General features: G+C 69.7%; 23 protein-coding genes, 1 tRNA gene and 1 pseudogene. 12 read left to right on the top strand and 13 right to left on the bottom strand.

Features of this window, described 5'->3' with window-relative positions:
- Positions 1 to 209, top strand: a pseudogene (locus tag AB0H81_RS30795) (ABC transporter ATP-binding protein); the annotation flags it as partial.
- 54 nt (positions 210 to 263) lie between these two features.
- Here the strand turns inward: AB0H81_RS30795 and AB0H81_RS30800 are convergent.
- Positions 264 to 749 carry a MarR family transcriptional regulator gene (locus tag AB0H81_RS30800; protein ID WP_358381558.1) on the bottom strand — a complete coding sequence of 162 codons (486 nt, stop codon included), beginning with the start codon at positions 747 to 749 and terminating at the stop codon, positions 264 to 266.
- A gap of 70 nt (positions 750 to 819) precedes the next feature.
- Here AB0H81_RS30800 and AB0H81_RS30805 point away from each other — a divergent pair, with 70 nt between their 5' ends.
- A complete protein-coding gene (locus tag AB0H81_RS30805) occupies positions 820 to 2226 on the top strand; it encodes an MFS transporter (RefSeq protein WP_358381560.1) in 1407 nt (468 codons plus the stop codon).
- On the opposite strand, the gene AB0H81_RS30810 is transcribed toward AB0H81_RS30805, so the two are convergent.
- Both AB0H81_RS30810 and AB0H81_RS30815 read right to left on the bottom strand, forming a co-directional pair.
- Positions 2204 to 2560, bottom strand: coding sequence for a DUF742 domain-containing protein (locus AB0H81_RS30810; RefSeq protein ID WP_253773672.1), 357 nt, complete (start codon positions 2558 to 2560; stop codon positions 2204 to 2206). The genes AB0H81_RS30805 and AB0H81_RS30810 overlap by 23 nt on opposite strands.
- Positions 2553 to 4469 carry a nitrate- and nitrite sensing domain-containing protein gene (locus tag AB0H81_RS30815; protein ID WP_358381563.1) on the bottom strand — a complete coding sequence of 639 codons (1917 nt, stop codon included), beginning with the start codon at positions 4467 to 4469 and terminating at the stop codon, positions 2553 to 2555. The genes AB0H81_RS30810 and AB0H81_RS30815 overlap by 8 nt, the downstream gene beginning before the upstream one ends.
- A gap of 162 nt (positions 4470 to 4631) precedes the next feature.
- Here AB0H81_RS30815 and AB0H81_RS30820 point away from each other — a divergent pair, with 162 nt between their 5' ends.
- Complete coding sequence (locus AB0H81_RS30820) at positions 4632 to 6212, top strand: ABC transporter substrate-binding protein (protein ID WP_358381565.1); 1581 nt, start codon at positions 4632 to 4634, stop codon at positions 6210 to 6212.
- Between the two features lie 35 nt (positions 6213 to 6247).
- Here AB0H81_RS30820 and AB0H81_RS30825 read toward each other — a convergent pair whose 3' ends face one another.
- Positions 6248 to 6421 (bottom strand): hypothetical protein, encoded by a 174-nt coding sequence (locus AB0H81_RS30825; protein ID WP_358381567.1) that lies wholly within the window; start codon positions 6419 to 6421, stop codon positions 6248 to 6250.
- A gap of 20 nt (positions 6422 to 6441) precedes the next feature.
- On the opposite strand from AB0H81_RS30825, the gene AB0H81_RS30830 reads away from it, so the two are divergent.
- Positions 6442 to 7092 carry a hypothetical protein gene (locus tag AB0H81_RS30830; protein ID WP_358381599.1) on the top strand — a complete coding sequence of 217 codons (651 nt, stop codon included), beginning with the start codon at positions 6442 to 6444 and terminating at the stop codon, positions 7090 to 7092.
- Between the two features lie 243 nt (positions 7093 to 7335).
- A complete protein-coding gene (locus AB0H81_RS30835) occupies positions 7336 to 7572 on the top strand; it encodes a hypothetical protein (protein WP_358381569.1) in 237 nt (78 codons plus the stop codon).
- A 62-nt stretch (positions 7573 to 7634) separates the two neighbouring features.
- On the opposite strand, the gene AB0H81_RS30840 is transcribed toward AB0H81_RS30835, so the two are convergent.
- The gene (locus tag AB0H81_RS30840; protein ID WP_358381601.1) at positions 7635 to 8609 is read right to left on the bottom strand and encodes a cobalamin biosynthesis protein; all 975 of its coding nucleotides are present in this window, start codon (positions 8607 to 8609) and stop codon (positions 7635 to 7637) included.
- Positions 8599 to 9381: a phosphotransferase gene (locus AB0H81_RS30845; protein WP_358381571.1), complete on the bottom strand. Its 783-nt coding sequence runs from the start codon at positions 9379 to 9381 to the stop codon at positions 8599 to 8601. Before AB0H81_RS30845 ends, AB0H81_RS30840 begins: the two co-directional genes overlap by 11 nt.
- 142 nt (positions 9382 to 9523) lie before the next feature.
- On the opposite strand from AB0H81_RS30845, the gene AB0H81_RS30850 reads away from it, so the two are divergent.
- Positions 9524 to 9597: transfer RNA gene (locus AB0H81_RS30850), tRNA-Arg, on the top strand.
- Between the two features lie 341 nt (positions 9598 to 9938).
- Here AB0H81_RS30850 and AB0H81_RS30855 read toward each other — a convergent pair.
- The 3 genes from AB0H81_RS30855 to AB0H81_RS30865 form a co-directional block, all read right to left on the bottom strand.
- Complete coding sequence (locus AB0H81_RS30855; protein WP_358381573.1) at positions 9939 to 10364, bottom strand: plasmid replication, integration and excision activator; 426 nt, start codon at positions 10362 to 10364, stop codon at positions 9939 to 9941.
- A gap of 71 nt (positions 10365 to 10435) precedes the next feature.
- Positions 10436 to 11179 carry an HAD-IA family hydrolase gene (locus AB0H81_RS30860; protein WP_358381575.1) on the bottom strand — a complete coding sequence of 248 codons (744 nt, stop codon included), beginning with the start codon at positions 11177 to 11179 and terminating at the stop codon, positions 10436 to 10438.
- Between the two features lie 105 nt (positions 11180 to 11284).
- The gene (locus AB0H81_RS30865) at positions 11285 to 12352 is read right to left on the bottom strand and encodes a GntR family transcriptional regulator (RefSeq protein WP_358381577.1); all 1068 of its coding nucleotides are present in this window, start codon (positions 12350 to 12352) and stop codon (positions 11285 to 11287) included.
- Positions 12353 to 12699: 347 nt separating this feature from the next.
- On the opposite strand from AB0H81_RS30865, the gene AB0H81_RS30870 reads away from it, so the two are divergent.
- A complete protein-coding gene (locus AB0H81_RS30870) occupies positions 12700 to 13992 on the top strand; it encodes a hypothetical protein (RefSeq protein ID WP_358381579.1) in 1293 nt (430 codons plus the stop codon).
- A 77-nt stretch (positions 13993 to 14069) separates the two neighbouring features.
- Here the strand turns inward: AB0H81_RS30870 and AB0H81_RS30875 are convergent, their stop codons facing one another.
- Both AB0H81_RS30875 and AB0H81_RS30880 read right to left on the bottom strand, forming a co-directional pair.
- The gene (locus tag AB0H81_RS30875) at positions 14070 to 14411 is read right to left on the bottom strand and encodes a hypothetical protein (RefSeq protein ID WP_358381581.1); all 342 of its coding nucleotides are present in this window, start codon (positions 14409 to 14411) and stop codon (positions 14070 to 14072) included.
- 685 nt (positions 14412 to 15096) lie between these two features.
- Positions 15097 to 15483 (bottom strand): hypothetical protein, encoded by a 387-nt coding sequence (locus AB0H81_RS30880; protein WP_358381583.1) that lies wholly within the window; start codon positions 15481 to 15483, stop codon positions 15097 to 15099.
- Positions 15484 to 16207: 724 nt separating this feature from the next.
- On the opposite strand from AB0H81_RS30880, the gene AB0H81_RS30885 reads away from it, so the two are divergent.
- The 5 genes from AB0H81_RS30885 to AB0H81_RS30905 all read left to right on the top strand — a co-directional run bounded on the left by AB0H81_RS30885 (position 16208) and on the right by AB0H81_RS30905 (position 23968).
- Positions 16208 to 16723, top strand: coding sequence for a hypothetical protein (locus AB0H81_RS30885; RefSeq protein WP_358381585.1), 516 nt, complete (start codon positions 16208 to 16210; stop codon positions 16721 to 16723).
- 1218 nt (positions 16724 to 17941) lie between these two features.
- Positions 17942 to 18247, top strand: coding sequence for an acyl carrier protein (locus AB0H81_RS30890; protein WP_358381587.1), 306 nt, complete (start codon positions 17942 to 17944; stop codon positions 18245 to 18247).
- Positions 18244 to 22239 (top strand): amino acid adenylation domain-containing protein, encoded by a 3996-nt coding sequence (locus AB0H81_RS30895; RefSeq protein WP_358381589.1) that lies wholly within the window; start codon positions 18244 to 18246, stop codon positions 22237 to 22239. The genes AB0H81_RS30890 and AB0H81_RS30895 overlap by 4 nt, the downstream gene beginning before the upstream one ends.
- Positions 22236 to 22970, top strand: coding sequence for an alpha/beta fold hydrolase (locus AB0H81_RS30900; protein ID WP_358381591.1), 735 nt, complete (start codon positions 22236 to 22238; stop codon positions 22968 to 22970). Before AB0H81_RS30895 ends, AB0H81_RS30900 begins: the two co-directional genes overlap by 4 nt.
- Positions 22949 to 23968: an LLM class F420-dependent oxidoreductase gene (locus AB0H81_RS30905; RefSeq protein WP_358381593.1), complete on the top strand. Its 1020-nt coding sequence runs from the start codon at positions 22949 to 22951 to the stop codon at positions 23966 to 23968. The genes AB0H81_RS30900 and AB0H81_RS30905 overlap by 22 nt, the downstream gene beginning before the upstream one ends.
- Here the strand turns inward: AB0H81_RS30905 and AB0H81_RS30910 are convergent.
- Together AB0H81_RS30910 and AB0H81_RS30915 are read right to left on the bottom strand one after the other, a co-directional pair.
- Positions 23937 to 25205 carry an MFS transporter gene (locus AB0H81_RS30910; RefSeq protein ID WP_358381595.1) on the bottom strand — a complete coding sequence of 423 codons (1269 nt, stop codon included), beginning with the start codon at positions 25203 to 25205 and terminating at the stop codon, positions 23937 to 23939. The two genes, AB0H81_RS30905 and AB0H81_RS30910, sit on opposite strands and share 32 nt — an antisense overlap.
- Positions 25186 to 26568 (bottom strand): alpha/beta fold hydrolase (locus AB0H81_RS30915; RefSeq protein ID WP_358381597.1); only part of this gene is annotated, 1383 nt, incomplete at its 5' end. The genes AB0H81_RS30910 and AB0H81_RS30915, both read right to left, overlap by 20 nt.

Genomic DNA, 26568 nt, shown 5'->3' on the forward strand with positions numbered 1-26568 from the left:
CGCTGGCCCTGCGCGACGCCGTGCCGAAGCTGGGCGGCGAGCCGCCCCGAGCGCGCGGGCGCACCGAGGCGCGACCGGCCGCGACCGGGTGCCCGTTCCGGCTGCGCTGCCCGCTGGCCGTGGCCGCCTGCGAGCGGCCGCCTGAGCCGCGGGAGGTGGGGGAGGGGCGCCGCGCCGCCTGCCACCGCGCCGAGGACCTGCTCGCCTGAGAACCCGCGCGCCTGAGGACCCGGCAGGACTCCGCCGGGCCGCCCAGGCCGGCCTTACCGGGACGGGGACGTGCCGGAGAACTCGTCGCGCAGCTGCACGTACACGTCCTCCGAGAGCCGGGAGATCAGCCGCGCCAGCTCGGCGCGGTCGGCCTCCGGCCACTCGGCGAGCGCGGCGGTGAACCAGTCCATCGTGACCTGGCGGCAGCTCTCCGCGGCCTTGGTCCCGGCGGGCGTGAGCGCGATCCGCCAGGCCCGGCCGTCGTCGGGGTCGCGCACCCGTTCCAGCAGCCCGCGCTTCTCCAGCGCGGACACGTGCCGCGTCACGTGCGGGCTCTCCACCTGGAGCCCCTCCGCGATCGCGCCGATCCGGCGCGGCTCGTCCGCGTCCAGCAGGTAGGCGAGGACCTGCACGTCCGGCCGGTCCAGCCGGACGCCGGCGGCCGCGGTCAGCCGCTCGTGCGTCTTGGCGCGGTTGAGGGTGGTCACGAGGCGCCGGAACGACGCCACGGTCGTCTGCAGGTCTGCGTCCTTTGACATTTACTTACCTAACTTACGTATGTATAGTCGGCACCTCGGTTACTTACCTAAGTTATCCAAAGGAGCTCTCATGGCGACACTCGCCGCACCCCCGTCCCCGGGGGAGACCACCGCGCGCAACCCGTGGCCGGCCGTGGTCTCGCTGGCCTTCGCGGCGTCCATCGCGGCGCTGCAGAACACCGCCGTCGTCCCGTTGCTGCCCGTCCTGCAACGCGAGCTGCACGCCTCATTGACGGCCGTGAGCTGGACTTTGACGATCAGCCTGCTGGTGAGCGCGGTGGCCACGCCGCTGTTGTCGAGGTTCGGCGACATGTACGGCAGGCGGCCGATGATCCTCGGCGCGATCGGCCTGCTGCTGGCCGGGTCGGTGCTGGGCGCACTGTCCACCTCGCTGACCTGGCTGATCGTGGCCAGGATCCTCCAGGGGTTCGTGGCCGCGCTGGTGCCGCTGTCGATCGGGGTGGTGCGCGAGTCACTGCCGCCGAGGCAGCTGGCCACCGGCATCGGCGTGCTGAGCGCCACCATGGGCTTCGGCAGCGGGGGCGGCATGATCCTGGCCGGGCTCGTGGCCGGCGACTACCACGTGCTGTTCTGGGTGACCGGGGCGATCGCCGTGGTCGCCGGGGCGCTGGTCGCGCTCCTGGTGCGCGACCGCGCCCCCTCCGGCGGCGGACGCCCCGACCTGCTCGGCGCCGCGCTGCTGACCGTCTGGCTCGTCGCGCTGCTGCTCGGCATCACCCAGGGCGGCTCGTGGGGCTGGACCTCGCCCCGGGTGCTCGGCCTGTTCGCTGTCGCGCTGGTGACCGCGCTCACCTGGGTGGCCGTCGAGCGGCGCGTACGCGAACCGCTGGTCGACATGGCGATGCTGACCCAGCGCGGCACGGTCGGCGCGACGGTCGCCTCCATGCTGCTCGGCTTCGCGTTCTTCACCTGCATGACCGGCATCTCCGGCTTCACCCAGGCCCCCGGCTACGGCTTCGGCGCCACCACCCTCCAGGTCGGCCTCTACCTGCTGCCCAGCACGCTGTTCATGCTGGTGATCTCGCTGTTCGCCGGCCGGTTCATGCGCCGCTTCTCGGCCTCGTCGATGGTCGCCTCCGGCTCGGCGGCCGTGGCCCTGGCCGGGCTGTGGCTGGTCGTCCGGCACGGCGCCCCGGCGGACGTCTACGTGGCCACCTCGCTGCTCGGCGTGGGCCTCGGCGTCGGCTACGCCGCTCTGGGGACGATGGCCGTGGAGCACGTGGACCCGGCCAGGACGGCCGCCGCGGCCGGGGTGAACGCGCTGGTGCGGATCGTGGGCGGCAGCACGGCGGGCGCGGTCATCGCCGCGATCCTGGCCGCGCTGCCAGGCGAGCACGGCTACCAGTGGGTGTTCGCCACCGCCGCCGCGGGAAGTCTGGTGGCGGCGGTCTTCGCGGCCGTGTTCGGGCTGCTCAACCGCCGGGCCACCGCGATCACAGCGCCCGCAGGCCGTTGATGACCTCCAGCAGCACGCTGGCGTCCGGCGCGGGAGGCGGGTGCTCGACCTGCACGAGCTGCTGCGCGTGCAGGTCACCCACCAGCACGCGCACCACGCCGATGGGCAGGCCCAGCTCGGCCGCCACGTCCACGAGGCGGGTCGGCGTGGTGCACTTCTGCATGATGATCAGATGCTCGGGCCCGAGCCCGACGGGCGGGGTGAGGCCGCCGGCCGTGATGATGACCGCAATGAGGTCGATGGCCTCGCTCGCGGGCACCGTACGGCCCTTGGTCAGCAGGTAGGCCGGGACGATCGGACCCGCGTCCTCGTCCAGCCAGCGCTCGTCACTCACCCTGCACCACCCGGATGGTACGAGCGCCTTCCTTGGCGGGTTCCTTGTCCGTGGCGCGCTCCTCCGGCTCGGCCGGCGGGTCGCTCACGTGTTCTGCCGGGATCAGCACGATGGCGGTGGTCCCTCCATATGGTGAACCGCGCAACGTCACGCGGATGTCATGCCTGGCGGCCAGGCGGGAAACGACGAAAAGGCCGAGCTGGTCGCTGTCGGCCAGGTCGAACTCGGGCGGGCTGGCGAGCCGCGCGTTGAGTTCGGCCATGTCCTCCGGGCTCATGCCGAGACCGCGGTCCTCCACCTCCAGGGCGAAGCCGCGGGCCGCCACCTCACCGCGCACCTGGACCGGCGTGTGCGGCGGCGAGTAGACGGTGGCGTTCTCGATGAGCTCGGCGATCAGGTGGATCACGTCGCCGACGACCGGGCCCGCGAGGCGCTGGCCCGGCATCGGCTCGACGATGACCCGCTGGTAGTCCTCGACCTCCGCGGCGGCGCCGCGCACGACGTCGAGCAGCGGCACGGGCTTGCTCCAGCCGCGGCCCGGCGTCGCGCCGGACAGGATGATCAGGCCCTCCGCGTGCCGGCGCATGCGGGTGGTCAGGTGGTCGAGGCGGAACAGGTCGTCCAGGGCCTCCGGCTCGGTGGCCCGGTGCTGCATGTCCTCCAGCTGGATGCGCTGGCGGTGGAGCAGGGTCTGGCTGCGCCGGGCCAGGTTGCGGAAGACGTGGCCGACGCCGTCGCGGAGCTGCGCCTGGCCCACGGCGGCCTCCACGGCCGTCTGCTGGACCGTGGAGAACGCCTCGCCCACGTCGCCGATCTCGGTCGTGGTGCTGGTGACCGACAGCTCGGGCACCTCGACCTTCTCGCCGCGGCGCAGCTTCTCCACGACCTGCGGCAACCGTTCCCGGGAGACCTCCAGGGCGGCCAGGCGCAGCGCGGCCAGCTCACGCGACAGCCGGTTGCCCATCCGCAGCGAGAACCCGATCGACACGATCACCAGCACGAAACAGGTGCCGGCCAGCAGGAACGCGCGCCGCAGCACCGCGTCGGCGACCGGCTCCGCCCGCCCCGACAGCAGGGCGCTGGCCTGCAGCTGGGCCTCCTGGAACGACTTGTTGAGCGCCTCGGTGGTGCTCAGCCAGCCCGCGGGGGTGCCGCCCGCGATGATCTGGTCCTCCATGATCCGCATCCGCTGGTACGCGGGGGAGGTGATCAGGGACACCTGCGTGTCGCGCAGGCCCGGGTCCAGCTCGCCGAGGGCCTGGTCGAGCAGGAAGCGGCGATTGCCGACGATCTGGGTGAACAGCCGCCGCTCGGCGGCCGTGGTCGGACCGGCGGCGAGCGCCTGCTCCCTGGTCAGCAGCTCCCGGGCGTACGAGACGTCCACGACGACGCGCGACTGCTCGTAGATCGGGATGTCGTCGATGAAGGCGACATTGCGGTGCAGGCCGAACAGGGAGTCCGTGATCCCGTTGTACGTCTCGATCACGTGCAGCCGCGCGGCCAGCCCCGCGTCGATCTCGCCCCGGATCGGCTCGAGCCGGCCGAGCTGGGCGAGGACCGCGTCCACCTGGGCGTGGATCCGGTCGGAGGTGTGCATCGAGGCGGCAGAAAGCTGCTTGAACCGCTCCCTGGCCGCGTCGGTGCGCGAGCGCTGCGCGACCAGCTCGGACTCGTTGGCGTTGCTCTTCACCCGCAGCAGCCGTGCCGAGGCCAGGCGCTCGCGCTGAAGCTCGGTGTTGAGCTGGTGGGCCGGTAGGCGCAGATTGGTCCAGAGCGTCTTGTACTGCCGCAGTTCCAGGCTCTCGGTGGCGGTCACAGCGGTGATGACCCCCCACAGCACCACCATCGAGGCGAGCGGAACCAGCAGCAGGCCGATGATCTTCACGCGGATCGTGCGACTGCGACCCATGGCACCTCTTCCGGTTGGTCCCCTGCTGGTGAACCCCGGACGGGACAACGCATGAGAATAGCAATTCGATCTCTAGAAGTCCTAATTTTTCGGGACTTTTGGACACCCTATGATGATCTTCCAGTAGGTTTCGCGGTAGACCGGGTCACAGAGGGAGATGCGTTGCGCCGTCGTCTCGCAGCGGCCGCCGCCCTGCTGCTGTCCATCGCGGCGTGCTCGACCCAGGGCTCGGCGCCGGGCGCGGTCGAGGTACGCCAGACACCGCGCGGCGAGTCGGCCTTCGTCCACGTGCAGAACCTCGACGTGATCACCGAGTGGGACCCGGCGAGCTCCTACTCCAACGAGATCATCGCCTTCCAGAACGTCTACGAGACGCTCACGATGTGGAACCCGGTGACCGCCAAGGCCGCCCCCCGCCTGGCCACCTCCTGGGTCTCCTCCGTGGACGGCCGGACGTGGACGTTCAACCTGCGCCCCGGCGTGACCTTCCACACCGGCAGGCCCCTCGACGCGGCGGCCGTCAAGGCGTCCGTCGAGCGGACCGTGAAGCTCGGCGAGGGCGCCTCCTACATCTGGGACGCCGTCCAGAGCATCAAGGTCGACGACCCGCTGACCGTCACCTTCACCCTCAAGTACCCCGCGCCGCTCGACCTCGTCGCCTCCTCCGGCTACGCCGCCTACGTCTACGACACCAAGGCGGCCCCCGACCTGCGCGCCTGGCTGCGCGCCGGCCGGGACGCGGGCTCCGGCCCCTACACAATCAAGACCTGGCGGAAGGGCAAGGAGGACGAGCTCACGCTCACCGCGTACGACGGCTACTGGGGAGGCTGGACGGGCCCGCACTACCGCACGGTCAAGTACCGCGTCGTGCCCGACCTCGAGCGGGCCTGGCGGATGCTGCTGCACGGCGAGGCCAGCTTCGTCGAGCGGCTCGACCCCCGCCTGTACGCCCGCGCGAAGAGGACGCCCGGCGTCCGCACCTCGCGCAGCCCGTCGTTCCAGACGATGATGATGCTCTTCAACACCGCCGAGGGACCGACCGCCGACGTGCGCGTGCGGCGCGCCCTGCAGAAGGCCGTCGACTACCGGGGCATCATCAGGGGGCTCAGGGGGGCCGGCTCACCCGTCAGCGGCATCGTGCCGGAGGGCCTGCCCGGGCACGTCCCCGGCCGCGAGCCCCGGCAGGACCTGCCGGGTGCGGCCGAGCTGCTGCGCCAGGCCGGCTACGGCCCCGGCGGCCGGCCGCTGCGGCTCACCCTCACCTACGCCGAGGGCGACGCCGACGAGAAGCTCCTCGCCACCCGGTTCGCCGAGACGCTCAAGCCGCTCAACGTGACCCTCGACGCCAAGGCCATGCAGTGGAACGCCCAGTGGGACCTCGGCAAGCGGCGCGGCCAGGACATCTTCGTCATGTACTGGTGGCCCGACTACGCCGACGGCTACTCCTGGTTCGGCAAGGTCTTCCACAGCGGGAACCCCGTCCTGTTCAACCTCACCTACCTCGACGACCGGGAGACCGACGAGCTGCTCGACACGCTGCCGCGGCTCACCGTCACCGACAAGGCGGGCGCCGGGCGCGCCTTCCGGCAGGCGACCGCCCGCATCCTCGACGAGCAGGCCGCCGCCGCGCTGCCCTGGGTCGTCACCTACCAGCGCGCCTACCTCGGCGGCATCCAGGGCTACGACGACAACCCGGCCTACCCGGACGTGGCCTTCGTCCACGACCTGCGGCCCTCAGGCTGACCCGTCGCCGGCCTCCGTCCACACCCCGTGGCCGCTCAGGCCGACCCGCCGCCCGCTTCGGACCCGGCCGTCTCGACGCGCTCACGCAGCCGCTGCCTGATCTCCTCCGGGGTGTAGGCGCGGCGGCGCCGCTCCGCCCGCGCGATCGCCACGCCCGTGGCCGCGACGCCCGCGACCCCCGCCAGCCCGAGTATCTTCCACCACCGCATGTGCCTAGGCTAGCGATGTGCTGACTCTCGACGAGGCCGTCGCCCTCACCAGGACAGGCGATCTGTGGGTCTTCCGCGGCCGGTCGGTGCCCGACCGCGCCATCCAGACCATGACCAACAGCCCGGTCAACCACGTCGGCATGGCGATCGTCGTGGAGGACATGCCGCCGATGATGTGGCACGCCGAACTCGGCCGGTCGCTGCCCGACCTGTGGTCGGGCGTCCACCAGCGGGGGGTGCAGCTGCACGACCTGCGCGACGCCGTCACGGTCTGGGCCGACCGGTACGGCCAGCGCCCCTGGCTGCGCCAGCTCGAACCCGAGGCGACGCCCGAGATGGAGGACGCTGCGCTGCGCGTGGTCGCCCGGCTGGACGGCACGCCGTTCCCCAGCACCGCCCGGCTCGCCGCCCGCTGGGCCCGCGGCCGCCTCCCGTCCCTGCCCCAGATCATCCGGGAGCGCGCGGTGAAGATCGCCGGCGAGCGGGGGCTGGAGAGCGCGTACTGCGCCGAGGTGGTGGCGGTGACGTACGAGGAGATGGGGCTGCTGCCGGGCGGCAGGCGGCCGAACTGGTACGACCCGGGCAGGTTCTGGAGCGGCGACGACCTCGGGCTGTTGGGCGGGCACCGGCTCGGCAAGGAGATCACGATCGGCGTCGAACGCTCGCGCTGAGCCTCCGGCGCGCGTCTACTGCCGGCCGAGCTGCCGGGATGGCCGGGGCGGTGATGACGGTGTGGGTCCGGTCGCTGCGCATGGAGATCGTGCCGGCGGCGCTGCCCGCGCTCCTGATCCGGCCGCGTCATTAACCCGGATAATTGATTACTTCCCAGAGCGCATTATCTGAGTATTGTGGTGGCCACATGTGCGGGGGCATTTCTTCTGGGACTTTCCCGGGACGCCGAGAGGAGCCGCTGCGTGGACACTTCCGACGGCCGTGTCGTCCTCTTACTGATCATCCTGGCATTGGCGCTGTTCGTCGCGGGCCGCCGGTTCCAGTCGATGGTTTCCGCACGTCAGGCCTGGCGCAACTCGATGCGGGCCGTACCGGTCAAAAGGCAGTCGAACGGCGGCACGCTGAAAGCGGTGATCGGCATCGCGTTGATCATCGCGGTGGTCTTCTGGTTTCTCACGAACGCGAGCCGCATGACCTGAGCGTCTCCCGGCCCGGGCGGTTTCGACGCGAACCGCTTCCGTTCTGAGAGGTTTTGCCGCCTTTATCGCTTTCGCGGCTTTTGTGATGCTCGGGCCGCGACGGCCGCCACGGCGAGGACGGACGCCGCGAAGCCGACCACGCGGGCGAGCCGGACGGCGGGCCGCACGTCACCCACCCCTGGCTTGCGGCCGTCGCCCATGGTGGGGCGGTGCTCGGTCCTGCCGCCGTAGACGTTCGCGCCGCCGAGCGTGACGCCGAGCGCCCCGGCGAACGCAGCCTCGCACCGTCCCGCGTTCGGGCTCGGATGCCGATGCCCGTCGCGTACCAGGACGGCCAGGGCCCGTCGCGGGGCGGGGGCGGCGAGCACGGTCAGCAGGCCCGTGATCCGGGCCGGGACGTAGTTGGCCACGTCGTCGAGCCGCGCCGCCGCCCACCCGAACCGCTCGTAGCGCGGCGACCGGTGCCCCACCATCGCGTCCAGCGTGTTGACCACCCGGTATGCCAGCAGCCCCGGCACACCCGCCACCGCTCCCCAGAAGAGCGGGGCCACGACGGCGTCGGAGGTGTTCTCGGCCAGCGACTCGACCGTGGCGCGGGCCAGCTCGGGGGCCTCCAGCGCCGACGGGTCGCGCCCGCACAGGTGCGGCAGGCGTGCACGGGCACGTTCCAGGTCGCCGTCCTCCAGCGCCTCGGCCATGAGCTCGCCCTCGCGGGCCAGCGTCGTACCGCCGAGCACCGCCCAGGTGGCGGCGGCCGTCAGGACGGCGCGGACGACCGGATGGGACACCCGCTCGGCCGCCACGCCGAGCGCGACGGCGCCACCGACGCACACGGCGACGTGGACGACGCCGTTCACGCGCGCGTCGCCGTACAGGCGTCGCTCCAGCGCGACGGCGCCCCGCCCGAACAGCGCGACGGGATGCCCGGCGCGGGGATCCCCGACCACGGCGTCGACGACGACGCCGGCCGCGATCCCGGCCAGCCTGGCCCCATCGGGGGCTCCCTGGCGGGAACCACGAGCAGATCTACACCAGATGGGCACGAAGGGAGTCCTCATGGGAGTCGAGCCAGGCCGCCGCCCGGCGTATGCGCTGCCCGGCCCCGCCGGCCCACATGCGCGCCCAGCCGCCGCCGGTGGCCGCGCGGGCCCGCATCACGTCGTACGACCGGTGGAAGCGCAGCCGGGCCAGGTCCAGCAACCGCCGCCGGTCGCGGGCCGGCAGGCCGTACGCGTCGCAGAACAGCCGCAGCCGCGCGCCCACGTCGAGCCCGCGCAGGAGCACGGGACAGTCCACGGGATCGGCGATGGGCGCCCAGTGGCGGAGCGTGGTGACCACGTCGAACAGCCGTGTCGTGGGCCGCGCCAGGTCGAAGTCGATGAAGGCCCGCGGGGACCCGTCGCGGAAGACCACGTTGTCCGGGGTCACGTCGCAGTGCCCCACGATCTCGGGCTCGGAGTCGTCGTTCGACCCCGCCTGCCAGCCCCGCGTACCCAGCGGGAACCCGGCGGTCGCGTCGTGCAGCTCCCGTAACAACCCGGCGACCTCGACCAGCGCGGCGTCGGAGGCTGTGACGGCATGCAGTCCCGTGGTGCCGGGGACGTAGGTGAGGATCTCCCGCCCGAGCTCGTCCATCCCTACGACCCGCGGCGCCCCCTCGAACCCGGCGGCCTCAAGGTGGCGCAGCAAGGAGTGAACGGCGGGGGTGAACGGTCCGGCGGGCCTGCGCACGGTCTCGCCCACGCGCACCACCCCGTCGGTCACGTCCCCGCCCTGCAAGGGGATCTCGTGCAGGAGCGTCGCGACCATGCCACGACAGCTTAGACCCATATGTACGGCCCTCGCCTGCCATTTCGGACGGCAACATTCCCCTGGGTCGCCAGGTTGGGTGGACGAACACGGGGAAAACGTGTGCATGAGAGGTCCCCGGATCATGCACAATAAGGCGGGAGCGCCCTTAGCTCAGCTGGATAGAGCACCGGACTTCTAATCCGACGGTCGCAGGTTCGAATCCTGCAGGGCGCGCTTACCGGACCAGGCAATCTACGGGTTGACCTGGTCTTTTTCATGATCGCGATGCTTGTGCGGCAGGCAGGCGGAGGCCGCCGGAGGCAGCCCTGTGCCAGTGGTCGCGGAACATACGCGGAATGCTCGCAGGCGCGTTTCCCCAGGTCGGCGCGGCGGTTTCGAGCCCTGGAACGGCGAAAGGACCCCGAGGTGTCCCGGGGTCCTGCTGTGGCTTCTGGTCACGCCGCGGGGGCATCGAGGATGCGCCGGTTGGCGACGTCTCGTTGGCCGTCGATGCACTTGGCGTAGACGCGAAGCATCACGTCCACGCCGTGTCCCGCTCGTTCGGCGGCGGGTCATCAGGCGGCGTCCTTTCCGGCCGGAGCCTTGGTCGGAGCGGCCGGTGTGGTCTGACTGGGAGCCTGCATCTCGCGGACCTTGATCGAGTAGGCGAGTCGGCCGGCGGCGTTGACGTACGGCGTGACGGAGATGGCGTTGAACTCGACCGGCGTGAACGGCAGCCCCGGCATGGGCGACGGCGGAACCGGCTGCACCGGGGCGAGGATCTTGACCGCGACGGTCTTCTGAGCGGGCTTGAGGGTCGGGTCACCGTCCATGACCGCGACCTGCCAGACCAGCTCACCGGTCTGCTTGTCGCGGGCCTGCACGAACCGGCCGCCGGCGGAGGCGTCGAAGTCCTTGACGGGCTCGACCTCGCCCACGATGTAGCAGCCGTGCGGGAAGACCATGGCGAAGGTGACGGGGATGGGACCTTGCAGAGCCATGACGGCCCCCTTCTTGGATGTCAGACACTTGACCTATCAAGTGATGCTCTGTGGGTAGGCCGCTAAGCTTGCTACGTCAAGTGACTGTGCCGAGGGGAGGAGCCTGTCACCGTTCGGATAGGCCCTGTGTTGCCTCTACTGGGTTGCTGTGAGACTCCCTCTGCGGCCGCGGCGAGGAGAACGGCGACCGCCTCGGCGGCATCGGCTACGACGTGATCAGGCTCGCTCATGTCATGCGGCCATGAGCGACCGCGATCAATCCACACTGTTCTCAGGCCCGCGGTCTTACCACCGCCGACGTCCGCAGCGGCGCTGTCTCCGATCATCCAGCCACCGCCTGCCAACGTCGCACCGCATCGCTCGGCCGCGATCTCGAACAGCCGGCGCTCTGGCTTGCGAACTCCTTCTGCTCCGGAGATCGCCCAACCGTCAACGTACTGGACAACGCCGCTCAGGATGATCGTGCTGGTCTGCGTAGCAGCGAAGCCGTTGGTGATCAATCCGACCTTCCAGCCCGCCTGCCGCAGCCGGGCGAGACCGATGAGGGCACCATTGCAGGCCGGGATCAAGGCCGGATGGCGTTCGCGATACGCCGCCCACAGTGTCGTCACCGAGTCAGCCAGCATGAACCGCTCTCGTACCCGAGCGAAGAAGGTTTCCTTCGGCGTAAGACCGTCTCCGTCGGCCTCCACCATCCAATCGACCTCACGCGGGGAGAGCTCGTGTCGCGCACAAAACTCCTGCGCCCAGAGTCGGAAACCCGCAGCCCTGTCCACGATTGTGTTGTCCAGATCAAAGAGCGCAAGTCGCTGCACAGTGGCACACCCTTATCGAGCGATAGATCTTGATCGACCGGTCATTCGCACGGCCAAGACGGTCCTCCGCATCACGTGCGCGATCACCGAAGTCGTGCTCGGCCCCTACGAGATCGGGTAGGCATCTTCCAGCTCATGCCGGTCGGCAGGCAGAAGCACCTCCGCCACGACGAGCGGACGGCCGGAGGCATCCCGGACCGCGCCGAAGACGGCCAGCAGTGGCACGTTCTTCGGCATGCCGAGTTGCTTGACCTCATGGGCGGTGGGCATGCGGGCGGTGATCTGCTCCATGATGTGATCGAAGCGGACGCCCTTGCGTGACTGGAGATGTTGCCGGATGCCCTGCGGCAACGGCTCGCCGCTGGTCAGGTCCGTACCCTCGGACAGCTCCAACGGCAGCCACAGCGAGACCAGCTCACTCGGCTCGCCCTCACGAGTGACCAGCCGCCGGCGCAGGAAAGCCTTGCTCTTGGGCTCCGCATCCAGCAACGCCGCCACCCGGTTGGGCAGCGCCACCGCGCCGGCCTCGACCAACTCGCCGGGGGCGTCCGTCTCCGGATTGGTCAGGTACGCCTGCCCGGGACGGTTGGACTCCACCGTCGCCATCGCGGGACGGCCCCGAACGAAGCGGCCCTTGCCCTGCTGGGACTCGATCCAGCCCTGCTCACGCAGCACCCGCAGCGCCGCCACGACCGTTGGGCGGGAGACGCCGAACTCCTGGATGAGCTGGTGCTCACTGGGGAGCATGGAGCCGGGCGGGTAGGTTCCCGCCTCGATACGCCGTTGAAGGGCCTGCACAAGCTGCGCATACTTCGGCGGCACGGACTCAAGCGACATTCTGACCGTCCAACACCCGACAGGTTGTTTTACCAAGTTTGAGAGTAACCTGGCCGAGCGCCGCCTGTCCACGCCACTGCGGTAAACGCGAGCCGTCCAGGAAAAGGCCCGGCAGGCAGTCACAGCGCTCTGCCAGGAGTAGTACGCGCCGCCGTAGCCGACGAACACCCACACCGGCAGCCCCGGCTCAGGCCGATGCACCATCAGGGCGGTGTTGTTGTCGCGCAGCTCCGCGTTGACACCACGACTCGCGAGCCGGTCGCGCAGCCGGATCAAGGCGTTCGCCTCGTCCTGCTGCGCGAGGCCGGCCATGGCCGCCTGCATGACCGAGTTCATCTCCCGCTCCCTTCGCCCTGGCCGTCGCCGAGGCAGTCGAGACACTTGCGCTCCTCACTCCGTTCCGCCTCCTCCCCGCCGGCGTCGATCAGGAGAAAGCGGCGTGAGCTCTTGAGCTTGTAACCGCGTCCCCGACACGCACGGCAGGGCCTTGCCTCGCTGTTCTCGTCTGGCCGGGTCACCGTCGCCATCTCCTCGATTCATCCGGCGTTCCCTGTGTCGGGAGGCCGCTTCACGTACCTTGTCGGTTGATGGCGAGTCCACCGTCAAAAGGAGAAACGCAGGACCCCCGACTGGCCCCCCTCTATTCCCCCTCTTGAGCCCCCAGCCGGGAGGAAGGCCCGCAGATGCCCGAGAACATTCCCAATGTCCAACTCCGCGCATGGCGCAATGAACACCAGCTCACGCGCGCCGAAATGGCCGACCGAATTAACAGCACACAAATCGGCATTGCGGAACGCCTGACCTGTGACGAGGAGCGCATTCGACGGTGGGAAGCCGGGGAAGTTCGCTGGCCACGCTCGCCGTACCGGCTGGCACTGACACAACTCACGGGTTTGCAGCCGGAGGCGCTGGGGTTCTCGCAGACCAGGCAGACGGGCAGCCGCCTGATCGAGGCGACGGCCATCCTGCCGATGGACGCCCTACGGGCCGAGGCCGACCTGTACGGCACCATGGAACTCGCCCAGCAACTCCAGGCATCCGACGTCGGCACCGGCACCTTGGAAGCTCTCGCCGAGGCCGTCGATCTGCTCTGTCGCGCCTATCCGGTCGTGCCAGCCGCGACGCTGCGAGACCGCACGCAGAAGCGCCTTGCCCAAGTCAACCGGCTGCTTGCCGGACGCATCACCCTCGACCAACACCGCGAACTGCTGGTCATCACAGGATGGCTCACGACCCTACTGGGGTGCGTGCACTACGACCTGGGCGAGCGAGAGGAAGCCGAGACCGCGCGGCGAGCCGCCTTCGACATGGGCCGCCAGGTCGGACACGGCGAACTCATGGGATGGGCGCACGAGATGTCAGCTTGGTTCGCTCTGGTCGAAGGCCGCTATGAGGACGTGGTGACCGCCGCCCGCATGGGCCAGGCCGTCGCTGGCCAGACCAGCGCCATGGTGCAGCTCACCTTGCAGGAAGCCCGCGGCCTGGCTCGCATCGGTGACCGCCGTGAGGCAGATCGCGCGCTGACACGCGGCGCCGAAGTCCTCGGCCACCTACCCATGCCCGACAACCCAGATCACCACTTCGTGTTCGACCACGCCAAGTGGGTCTTCTATGCCGCCACCTGTTATACCTGGCTTGCCGACGACGACCGCGCCGAGGAACACGCTCGCGAGACGATCCAGATGCACACCCGACCTGACGGCACGTCCAACGCCCCCATGCGCGTCGCCGACGCCCACATAGACCTCGGCATCGTCCACGCCCGACGCGGCGACCTCGACGCAGCAGTCGAGAATGGCATGGCCGCCTTCGACATCGACCGCCGGTCCCTCACTGATTTGGTCAATCGCGCCGCGGACCTCGACCGCGTACTACGCCAGCGCTACCGCCGCGAAGCACTTGCCGAAGAGTTCCACGAACGATTCGTGACAGCCCGTCGAGCCCTCACGAGCCGCCGTCCGGAACTGCTCGATTGATCGACTTGCGGCCACTCTGCTGCATTGCCGAATTGATCTGTTAGGTATCAAGGCGGCGACGCACGCGCCGCCGCACATTATGCAAACGCCGCCAAGATAGCCATGGAGCCATCCTCCGAGTTGCTGATCTTCAGGTAGACCTTACGGCCATCCAACTCTGTACTTACGCCGTCGAGCCCGTCGACGCAACGGAAGCACCCATCCTCGGGATCATCGATCCGGCTCCACTCCTTGGCGAGAAACTCCTCGAATATCTGCTCGCTAGTCATCGTGTGATCTGCTCTGAAGACAAGGGAACCGCCACTTCCGGAGTCACAGTCATCCTCTTCCATGACAGTATCAGCGATAGGCCGCGGAAGAAGTCCTGACACGATCTGCTTTAACTCGTTGATCTCCTGCTTCGCCTGTGCCTCGCACATTGCTCCACAGCCAGTCAATGAGGCAGCTAAGGCGACACCCGCGGTGAAGACTGCACAGGTTCTCGCAAGGCCATTCATAGGTCTTTGACTCCAGGGACTCTCGGGGCGGTGCAGCGATGAGGAATAGTCGCCGCCTCAGCGGTGACCGCCTACATGGTTGTTGTAGATACGGAAGGTATCGAAAGGGTGGCACGGGCAACAGCGGGAGTTTGCTGCCACGCGAAGCAGTTGGAGGTGTCCGACAGCTACGGTCCAAGCCACCACACCGGCCGGGCCACATGGGGTCGCACATATGCTGCCCTTACGATCGCCTGCTGTTGGCCGGCCGACGAAGGTGGCTGGGGGCGATCGACGGGCCAGGGCTTCGTTCCTCAGCCCTGGCCCACTGAGCACCGTGGCGGACGTGCTCACAGCGTGCGGCCAGGGTTGCAGTTTGGGTTGCAGTTTGGGTTGCAGTTCACCGCCGTTGCAGCGCGTTCGAAGAAGACCAGGGAAGGGTGTTGGTCCAGGTGCAACTGTCCTGGACGCCGACCTCCCGAGCTGTCAGCGGTTCGAATCCGCTAGGCTCCACAATGCGAAAGCCCAGGTCAACGGCCTGGGCTTTCGATCTTTGGTGAGGCGATGGACGGGCCTTTCTCTTCAGGCCTGGCTCGCCAAGCAAGCGCGACGCGGCGCCCTACACCGGCTACGTCTCGTCTGAATCTACAAGGTGTGATCTGTCGTCGAGATCGACCACCATCTCTCCCAGGAAGTAGGCCCCACAGATGCGGCAGAAGGCTTCTTCTGTCGCACCGTCGACGACCAGTTGTCCGCCCGAGCCGGGGTAACCGAGGTACCACTGTCCGTCCAGCATGACCATCAGTTGCGGCCATCGCGGCTCGCAGGAGCACAGGGTGACCTTCGGCTCGCGAGCCCACTCGAACGGGGGTGGCGTATCCGGTTCGATGATGAAGCTTCCCGGGTAGATCGCGCCGCACTCGCCGCATCGTGCCGCTAGACCGCCGAGGGAGGTGAACGGACTGCCGTGCTCGTCTGGTAGGCACGGTATGGCATACCCGTTCATCTCCGTCACCAGAGCTGGCCACTGTGGCCTGCACCGGCACGACGACTTACGGGTCCTGAACAGTCTCATCGCTACACTCCCACTCCGACCTTGAGGCGATGAGCCTACGCAGTTGCACAGCCTTCAGATTTCCGCCCTCGAACACCGGCTTTCGGGTTTGCGAGACCAGGCCGCTCAGCGTGGACGTAGACCCGCCTTTGAAGGTGATCAGGACAAGCATTGCGTCGTCGGTAGCTGAGGCGGGCCAACTCGACCCGTCGCCCAGGACGATGAGCAGACCAAGGACCGCTCCCCGGGCGGGAGGGACGGCAGTGGCGGGAAGATCCTGCGGGAGGGGTGCGTGCGTCCGCACGGCGAATCGACGAATGATCGCCGTGCCAGATCCGTGCCAGATGCCACGGGAACACAGGGGGAATCGCGGGCACACGGGCGATCAACGAGAGAGGCTCCTCACCGCGTTTTCGCTGGTGAAGGGCATCTCTCTGCTGGTGTGGCAGGTGCAAGGTTCGAACTTGCGTAGGCTGAGCCGACGGTTTTACAGCCTTCCGGTCTCACCCTGCCTGCGAGTTAAGGCGCGCCCCCCAAACAGGCTCAGCCGATGTCCGCCACCGGCTACGGAAGGTGCGTTCGCCTCCAGTGAGGCTCCCTGCTCGTCATGTCAGTCGCATGCCCTAGCGTGTCCACCTGCCAGAGGGCGGCCATGTCGCCATGGACCCCGGACAGGAGCGCTTACGTGGGTGTCTTCTATGAGTACTACCGCGCCGCGGACCGTGCTGCGGCGACCGTCCAGCCTGAGCATTTCCGCGAGGTCACCGATGCCTCGCGTGGAGTCCCGGAGTTCGATGTGGTGGTGACCAAGTGGATCGACCCTCAAGTGGTCCTGGGTCAGCTCGTCGCGTTCGCCGGCCAAGTCGACTATTCCGTGGGGCTGGTCGAGACGGTGGTGCTGTATCCACCTCCGGAGGGGGCACCACGAAGCGACGAGGAGTGGGATGCCCTCCCCGAGGACTCCCCGTACCTGGAAGGGCCCGCCATCATGGAGCTGCCGGCGCAGGCTCGAGACATGCTCGCCGATGTGGACGACGCCCGCCTGCCGACGCTGGCGGAGCAGTGGGCAGCCATCGAGGAGTTCTCCCACTTCACCGACGATGACGACGGGTACATGCTGTCGCTCACCAAGGATCTTGTCGGCTTGGCGCGTCGCGCGAGAGAAAACGATCAGCTGCTCTACTGCTGGTTCTGCCTGTGACGTGGCTTGCGGCCGTACCCGTTGCGTGCCCGATGGGGCGGGAAACAAGAGGGAAGAGCGGGAGACGCGGTGGAGGCGATCAGTGCGCTGAGACGTGTTTGCCCTGATGGAGCGTGATCGGCATGCGTCTTTGCAAGCGGTACGTCAGCTCCAATGCGTTATGAGACATGCCACTATTTTGTACGTCCGACCGCTGTCAACACCCTTCTGCCTCAGATGGACCTGACCCAGGAGCGGGCCGCGTTCACTGGCATACCGAGTTCGACTTGAACAAGCTGGATTGCTTGCTCCTCATACCCGCGGACCTTGAGCTGACGGACGCGCCCAGTGAGCTCCTCGGCTCTGAACCGGTCTGTGTATCGGAGTGCGCGACGCTGTCTGACGACTCGGAGCATGCCCACCGCCCACAAGACGAGGCCGCAGATGAACAGTCCGGGGACAACGAAGCCGAGAATTTCAGGGAGCGAGAGATCGGACCCAAGATGATCATATGGTCACGGCCGCCGCCTCGTAGGCTCCCCCATTTGATCGCTATGGGTTGCAGTTCTGCGCCGTACCATCCCGTTCCGCCAAGACCGCCCAGCCGCATCGGTCCATATGAGACGGCCCGGAACGGCCAAGACGCGAGCTGCTAATGCGGTTTGGTTCAAGCTTTGAGGCCGCCGTAGAGGTGAGGGACTCCCGATCGCCTGGTTGGGGCTGGCCGCCGTACGGGGTTGTGGCGATCGACGGTCCAGGGCTTCGTTCCTCAGCCCCCGGCCCACTGGGTATCCAGGCACAGGTCGGACGAGAACTCTCTGACCATGTACAGCGACAGCATGATCCGGAACATGCGCGGAACACTCCCCGTCTCCCGGGAGGAAACAGCGACATCGTCGCAGGTCGGCGTGCTGTCCTGTGAAGAAACAGCGGTCCACTTCTAATCCGACGGTCGCAGGTTCGAACCTGCAGGGCGCGCTTGGCTTCTACCGGCCTGAGCGGTTGGATTCCCGCCGAGTGCTGGATGCCCGGTGGCAGGGAAGCGGCCCTCGCGACGGTCGCAGGCGTCGGCGACGACATCAAGATCGTCAGGCAGGAGCCTGTCAGGGCTCCGGAGCCATGCGCGCGGCCCTGAAATCCCGGAAAATACGGGGTTGTGGTGGATTACGGCGCTCCGGAAGGATGCTGGCAGGCGAACGGCGACCCCGTTCGATCGCAGGCGAGACCGAAGGACGCCGGATGACCCAGGCTGACGCTGTTGCATCTCTCGTGGAGCGAAGGTTAGGCCGCGCTCTCGATCCCGAGCTCAACTTCTTCGAAGCTGGTCTCGACTCGCTCGCCCTGGTCGAGCTGCACGAGGAGATCACCAGCACACTGGGCGTGAGCCTGCCGGTCACCGCGATGTTCACCCACCCGAATCTGCGTGCCCTCTCGCACCTGATCGCACAGGGCCAGGCGCCCGCCAGGCAGGACGGCGCCCGTCGGCGTCCGCTGGGCGGCAGCCGCCGCGATGTGCGGGCCAGGATCCGTGAGGACGGTCGGTGACCTCTCACGAACAGCCCATCGCCGTGATCGCGGTGGGGCGTTTCCCGCAGGAGGTGGGGGCGGCCGAGGAGGCCGGACACGATCCTGGGGCACAGGTCGTCCGGCTGTACGGCGGAGTGGGCAAGGCCTGTGCGGCGCTGCTGGCCGGGGAGTGCGAGCTGGCCGTGACCGACGCCGGCGAGCTGCCGCCGGGTACGTTGCGCGGCACCCTGGTCCTGCGGCTCCTCGACCGGGCGCTGCTCGACGGCGACCTGGTGCACCGGGTGATCTGGCCCGACGACCTCGAGGTCGAGGAGGGCTATCCGCCGGTGCACGCTCCGGGCGACGGCCGCCCGCGCGTGGTGGTGTGGTCCGGCCGCACCCGCGAAGAGGCCGAGGCGGTACGGCGGAGCCTGGCCGGCTTCTTCGCCGGGCTGCCGGAGGATCGCTACGCCGACGCGGCGGGCACCCTGCAGCAGGGACGCGTCCACCACCCCGTGAGAGGTGCGGTGGTCTGCCGGAGCGCCGCGGAAGCCGCTCTCGCGCTGGGCCGCGAGCACACCTACGAGCAGGAGCCGGTCCGCCTGTCCCTCCCCGATGAGGCGACCGGTCTGTACGGCGTGGAGCGCGTGTTCACCGAGGCCGTGGACGTGTGCGAAGAGGCCTTCGAAGCGCGCGGCGTCGAGGTGCCACCCGCCTTCGCCACCGCCTACGGGCTGGCCGCCACCCTCGCCGCCTGGGGCGTCCGCGCGAAGGCCCCGGACCCGGCCCTCCTCGCGAGCGACCTTCCGCTGGAGGAGGCGCTCGCCGGCCTCGCACAAGGAGCACAAGGAGCACAAGAGACTCCCGGAGCGCAGGAGACGTCCGGAGCAGAGGTCCGGGTGGGGGGCGATCTCGCTGGGCTGCTGGCCGCCGTGGCCAGGTTCTGGACGGGCGGTGGCCGGGTGGACTGGGCCGCGCTCGATCCCGATCACCCGCTGCAGCGCATCCCCATCCCGCGGCCGCAGCCGGAGCTGCCCGCCTCCGTGGAGGAGCCGCGTCCGCTGTCGGCGGTGCCGTACTCCTTCTGGGTTCTGGAGCAGCTCGCGCCGGACAGCGGCGTGTCGAACCTGGCGGTGGCGCTCAGGTTCGAGACGCCGCTGCGCAGGCTGCCGCTGCAGATCGCGGCGAACCGGCTGGTCAAGCGGCATCCGGCGTTGCGCCTGCGGTTCCCCGTGGTGGGCGGGAGACCCGTCAGGCACCTGGTCGCGCCCCAGGATGCCCAGCTGAAGGTCGAGACGCGGGCCACGACGGAGGAGACGCTGGTCGCTGACCTGCAGTCCTTCCTGGACGAGCCCTTCGACCTGGGCCGCGACCTGCTCGTCAGGGTGGGACACTTCACCCTGCCCGACGGCGCCGGGACCGTGGTGTGCCTGGTCGGTCACCACATCATCGTCGACGGGATCTCCCTGCAACTCCTGGTGGAGGAGCTGGGCCGCTTCTACGACAGCCAGACCGGGTCCGGCGCGCTGCCGCCCGAGCTGGCGGGGCCGGCGCCGATGCTGGAGCCGGGGGAGCCGTCGGAGGAGTCGATCGGCTACTGGCTGGACCGGCTCGACGGCGTCGACCCCGCCGCCATGGTGCTGCCGGGCAGCAGGCACTCGCCGGCCCATCCGACGTTCGCCGGCCACACCTGCTCGTGGCGGGTCGACGCCGAGACGGTGGCCGCCCTGGACGAGCTGCGGACCAGGCTGCGCACCACCGGCAACATCGTGCTGGCCACCGCCTTCCTGCTGACGCTGCGCGGGCACGGCGCCGGCCCGGACCTGGTGATCGGCATGCCGGTCAGCACCAGGACGGGCGAGGAGCGCGAGCACGTCGGCTACGCCGTGAGCACGCTGCCGCTGCGCGTCCACGTCGAGCTGGACGACGACTTCGAGCAGGTCGCCAGGCGCGTGGAGGAGGCTTTCGCGGAGGGGGTCGAGCACGCCGACGCCTCGGTGGAGGCGGTGCTGACCCGCCGCGGGCACGGCACGGACGACTGGCGGGTCCCGCTGTTCCGGCACATGTTCAACTACCGGCCCTGGAGCGACGAGAAGGTCCACATCCAGGGGGAGGTGCCTGGCTACGTCGAGGACATCATCGACCGCAGCCGTCTGGACATGCAGTGCAATGTCATCCAGGAGCCGGATCGGCTGACCGTCCGCATGGGGCACAGCACCGAGGTGCACGACGAGGACGAGATCGCGGCGTTCGTGGCCAGGATGTCCGCGGTGGTGCGGCAGGCGGCGCGCGGCAGGGTGCTGGACGTGCTCTCGCCGGCGGACCGGGCGTTGCTCGACCGGGTCAACGACACGCGCCGCGCCTGGCCCGGCACGCTGGTCGAGCGCATCGTGCCCGGCCCGGCCGTGGCAGTGCGCGAGGGCGGGCACGAGATCAGGTATGACGAGCTGCTGGGGCGCGCGGCCGCGGTCCGCGACCTGCTGCGCGAGCGAGGGGTACGCCGCGGTGACGTCGTCGCCCTGGCCCTGGATCGCTCGGCGGACCTGGTGGCGGCGGTGCTGGGCGTGTGGCAGGTGGGAGCGGCGTTCCTGCCGCTGGATGTGCGGCAACCGGAGTCGCGCCTCGCCTACCAGGTGGCCGACTCGGGTGCGCGGCTGGTCGTCGCGGCGGGCACGCCGCAGTGGGCGGGTGAGACGCCGGTCGCGCCGATGCCCGGCACGCTGGGGCAACCCGCACCACCCGAGTCCGGAAATATCGCCTATGTCATCTACACTTCCGGCTCCACCGGGCGACCCAAGGGTGTGCAGGTCACGCACGGGAACCTGACGAACCTGGTGCTCGACTTCACCGACCGGCTCGGTGCGCCCACGAGCGTTCTGTGGTCCACGACCACCTCTTTCGACATCTCCTGGCTGGAACTGCTGTTGCCGCTGGCCTCTGGAGGCACCGTGGTCGTGGCCTCCGACGAGGACCAGTTGCAGCCGGGCAGGTTCCTGGACCTGATCGCCGCGGCCGACGTCAAGGTCGTGCAGGCCACGCCGACCGCGTGGCGGCTGATCGCGCCGGAAGCCGGGCAGGAGCTGGCCGGGCGCACGGTGTTGTGCGGTGGCGAGCCGATGCCCGCCGCCCTGGCCAGGGACCTGCTGGAGCTGGGCTGCCGGGTGTTCAACGTCTACGGGCCGACGGAGACGACCATCTGGTCCACCGCCGCCGAGCTGCGCGAGCCGCCGCTCGATCCGGTCCCCGCCGGGGAGCCGCTGGCCAACACCCAGATCTTCGTCACCGACGCCGCGGGCCGCGAGCTGCCGCCGGGCGTGCCGGGCGAGCTGTGTGTGGCGGGTGCGGGGGTGAGCGCGGGCTACCTCAACCGGCCCGAGCTGACGGCGGAACGCTTCGGGCATCACGACCTGTACGGCAGGTTCTACCGGACCGGGGACCGCGCGCGGATCCGCCACGACGGCACGCTCGAGCTTCTCGGCCGCGACGACAGGCAGGTCAAGCTGCGCGGCCACCGCATCGAGCTCGGCGAGGTCGAGGCGGCGCTGCACGAGCACGAGGCGGTGCGGACGGCCGCGGTGATCCTCGACGGCGACCCGCAGACCGACGGACGGCTCGTCGCCTTCCTCGAGGTCACCGGCCAAGCCGCTGATGGAGAGCTGTGGGGCTTCGCCAGGACGCGGCTGCCCGACTACGCCGTTCCCACCCGCTACATCGTCACCGACAGGCTGCCCACCACCGCCAACGGGAAGATCGCCTATCGCGAGCTGGTGGTGCCTGACGAGGGTGGCGCCCCGGCGCAGGAGGCGGGCGACGGGCTGGTCCAGCAGGTGGTGGAGCTGTGGCGCGACCACCTGAAGCGGCCCGGGCTGGGGCCGCACGACAACTTCTTCCTCAACGGCGGCCACTCCGTGCTGGCCGTCCGGCTGATCCGTCCGCTGGAGGAGCTGGCGGGGCGTGCCGTCTCGGTACGGGCCGTGTTCGACCATCCGACGCCGGCCGAACTGGCCCTGCATCTGGGGGACGCCCGATGACGCCGTGGTTCGTTCAGGTCAAGGAGGGAGAGCGGGCGCTGATCACCTTCCCGCACGCGGGTGGCGGTCCGGCTTCGCTCGGCGAGCTCGCCGGACATTTCCCGCCCGAGGTCGGTCTGTGGTCGGTCAACCTGCCGGGGCGTCAGGCCAGGCTCGCCGAAGAACCACGGACCGACCTCGACGGGCTGGTCGAGGACCTGGCGCGCGACCTCGCCGGGTGGCGCGAGCCGTACACGCTGTTCGGCTACTGCAGCGGGGCGTTGCTGGCGTTTCTCGTCTGCCGTCGCGTGGTCGAGCTGGGCGGGCGGCCGGAACGGCTGATCGTGGGCTCGTTCGCCGCGCCGGATGTGACCTTGCTGCTGCGCCGCCTGCCGTCGCTGCCGTCGTGGCTGTTCTGGGAGCAGCTGATCGAGCTCGGCGGTGTCCCGCCGGAACTGGCCGACCGGGAGGCGCTCTGGCCGGTGCTGGAGCCGGCGCTCCGCGCCGACTTCGGGCTGCTGGCCGGGTATCACCACCGGCCGGGGCAACCGCTGCCGGTGCCCATCTCCGTCCTGTACGGCATCCGGGACGCCTCGCTGACCAGGGGCGGCCTGCTGGGCTGGCGGAGGCAGAGCGTGCACAGGCCCGCGTTGAAGGAGCTCGACTCCACCCACTGGCTGGCCGAGGAGACTCCGGACGCCCTGGCAGCCGCGATCGTTGAGGAGATGGGATGCGCCTCGGTTACAGCATGAGCTACTGGGGCGGCGCGGGCCTCGGCCCGGCCGACCACCTGGCGCTGGTACGAGAGGCGGAGGCTCTGGGCTATTCGTCCGTGTGGGCGGCCGAGACCTACGGGACCGATCCGGCGAGCCTGCTGGCCTGGATCGCGGGCCAGACCGAGCGCATCACGCTGGGCACCGGCGTGCTCCAGATGTCGGGACGCAAACCCGTGGTCGCCGCGATGACGGCGGCCACCCTCGACCAGCTCTCCGGCGGGCGCGCCCGGCTGGGCGTGGGCCTCTCCGGTCCGCAGGTGGTCGAGGGGTGGCACGGTGAGCGCTTCGACCGGCCGCTGGCCCGCGCCCGTGACTACCTCCAGGTGGTGCGCAAGGCGCTGCAGGGCGAGCCGGTGCAGCACGACGGGGCCACGATGACGCTGCCCCTTCCCGGCAGCGAGGGCAAGGAACTGACGCTGGGCGTCTCGCCGGTGCAGGAACGGCTGCCGATCTACCTGGCCGCGATGGGACCCAAGACCGTCGCGCTGGCCGGCGAGCTCGCCGACGGCTGGCTGTCCATCCACTTCCCGCCCGATCACGTGGCCAAGATGGCCACCCATCTGAACCGCGACGGCCTCGACATCGCGCCCATGGTGCTCACGCTCGTCGAGGAGGACCAGGAGCTGGCCTACGACATGATGCGGCCCATGCTCGCCCTCTACCTCGGCGGCATGGGCTCGCGCCGCACCAACTTCTACAACCGCCTGGCCGCCACGCTCGGCTTCGAGCAGGAGGCCGCCCGCATGCAGGAAGCCTTCCTGGACGGGCGGCAGGGCGAGGCCATGGCGATGCTGCCCGACGCGCTCATCGACGCAATGACCATGTGCGGCCCCGCGGGCAAGGTGCGCGAGCGGATGGCGGCCTACCAGGAGGCGGGCGCGACCACGCTGATCGTCGGCCTGGTCACGCCCACCCGGCGGCTGCGCAGCCGCCAGCTACGGCTCATTGCGAGTCTGGCTCCGGCATCCCGATGAGCTTGGCCAGCGGCGACCAGGCCATCGCCGCGATCGGCACCAGCGCGCCGATGGCGACGACCACCCACAGCGTCGTACGCGTGCCCACGGCGCCGGCCAGCAGGCCGGCGCCCAGCGCGCCCAGCGGGGCGGGGATCAGGCCCAGCGAGTAGATCGACGCCACCACGCGGCCCTGAAGGTGCGGCGGGGTGATCGTCTGCACCAGCGTGGTGTTGGTGACGAAGAAGATCTGCGAGCTGACGCCGCTGACCAGCTGCGCGACGACGAGCATGGCCACCGAGACCCAGACCGGCCCGACGGCCAGCGGGATGAGGAAGAGCGCGAGGTTGCCGTACACCATCGACCACACCAGCACCTTGCCGATCGCGTGGCGCCGCATCACCTTGACGGCGACCAGCGCGCCGATGATCGCGCCCACGCCGCCGCCGGCCAGGATGCTGCCGAACCACGCCGCGGGCACGCCCAGGTCGCGGATCACGTACAGGGCGTAGATCGAGTTCATCGAGCCCAGGATGAACAGCGAGTACACGGCCGAGGAGATGGCCAGCGGCCGGATCAGCTCGTGCCGCATCACCCAGCCCATGCCCTGCCAGATCGCCTTGTGGACCTGCCCGGGGGTGGTGTCGTCCGGCTCCGGCCGCGCTTCCGGCCGCTTGATCAGCGCCACCGCTATCGCGGAGGCCAGGTACGACACCGCGTCGATGACCAGCAGCGCGGGCGCGGCGAGCACCTTCAGCAGCGCCGCGGCCAGACCGGGGCCGAACGTCTGGGCGGCCGACTCGGTCAGCTGCAGCTTGGAGTTGCCCTCCAGGAAGTTCTCCCGCGGCACCAGGAACGGGAAGTAGCTGCGGTAGGCCGTCTGGAAGAGCGTGCTGAGCAGCCCGAGAGCGAAGATGACGCCGTAGATCCAGGCCAGCGTGAGCATGTCGGCGAACCACGCGACGGGGATCAGCATCAGCAGCACGAAACGCGCCACGTCCGTCCAGATCAGGATGGGCCGCTTGCGCACCCGGTCGGCCAGCACGCCGAAGAGCAGGAAGAACACCATCGGGAGCCGCAGCAGGAAGCCGACGACGCCCATCTCCGCCTCTGAGGCGTTCAGGACGGTGACCGCGATGACGGGGAACGCGAAGAGGCTGATCGCCGAGCCGAACTGCGACAGGCTCTGGCCCGCCCACAGCCGCAGGAAGTCGGGGTACTTCCAGAGGCTCGACCGCTCACTGGTCGGGGATGCCATGATCCATCCACCTTCTGATCTCGGTGGCCGCTCCGGCGACCAGGGGTTCGTACAGGATCGGAACGCGTTCCTCGGGGATCGGGACGTGCGCGAACCGCCCCTTGGCGACGGAGGGCCAGCTGCCGTCCTCGCGCTTGGGCGCGAAGAGCGCGACGTCGCCGTCGTAGGGTTCGTGGCGGTAGCCGCCGACCGCGTGCGCGTTGGCCCGGAACACGGCCAGGTAGCGGCGCGCCTGCTCGACGTCGGCGGTGTCCGGGGCCAGCCGGTCGGCGGCCGAGGCGGCGCTCATGACCGCCAGCAGCCGCTCCTCCGGTGACCGGGTGGCGAGTTCGGCCGTGTCCAGTCCGAGGGTCTCCTCAGGTCCGCCGGCCAGCGCGTGGAACAGCAGGACGGTGTCGTCCTCCAGCGACGCGCTGGCCACGGGCTCTTCGGCATTGGCGTAGAAGAGCACGACGAGCGGCACCTGCTCGCCGCGCTCGCGCAGGCGCCTGGCCACCTCCAGAGCGATGTTCCCGCCGATGCAGAACCCGCCCAGCACGTACGGCCCCGCCGGCCGCACCTCCAGCAGGTCGGCCACGTAGGCGTCGGCCATCTCGGCCAGCGTGGCGTGCGGCTCCTCGCCGGGCACCAGCCCGCGCGCGGCGATGGCGTACACCGGCTGGTCGGCGCCGAGGCGGCGGGCCATCGGGTGGTAGCGGAAGACCTGGCCGCCGAGCGCGTGGATGAAGAAGATCGGCGTACGGTCACCGTCCGGGTTGAGCGGCACGACGTGGCTCGGTGGCGCGAGGTCCTCGGGCTGACGGAGCACCCTGGCGAGCGCGCTGATCGTCGGCGCGGCCAGGACGGTGGCGACCGGAAGGCTCCGTCCCAGCTCCTGGCGGATGCGGGCGGCCAGCCGCAGGGCGCTCAGCGAGTGGCCGCCGAGCTCGAAGAAGTCGTCCAGGATCCCGGCCGCGGGCACCTTCAGCACCTCTTCGTAGAGCGTGGCGAGGCGCGCTTCCACCTCGTCACGAGGCGGCACGTACGGCCGGCCGCTCGCTGTCTCCGGCGGGGGCAACGCGGCCCGGTCGAGCTTGCCGCTGCCGGTGAGGGGGAGGGCGTCCAGGCGCACCCACCGGCGGGGGATCATGTGGTCGGGCAGGACGTCGCGGAGGTCGGGCACGTCGCCTCCCACGATGTAGCCGACCAGGCTGTGCTCGTACGCGGTGACGGCCGCGTCGCGGATTCCCGGCTGTGCGCGCAGGGCGGCCTCGATCTCGCCGGGTTCGACGCGCATGCCGCGGATCTTGACCTGGTGGTCGGTGCGGCCGAGGTATTCGAGTTCGCCGGAGGGCAGCCAGCGGGCCAGGTCGCCGGTTCGGTA

The sequence above is a fragment of the Nonomuraea sp. NPDC050691 genome (assembly GCF_040654455.1).
In the GTDB taxonomy this organism is placed as follows: Bacteria; Actinomycetota; Actinomycetes; order Streptosporangiales; family Streptosporangiaceae; genus Nonomuraea.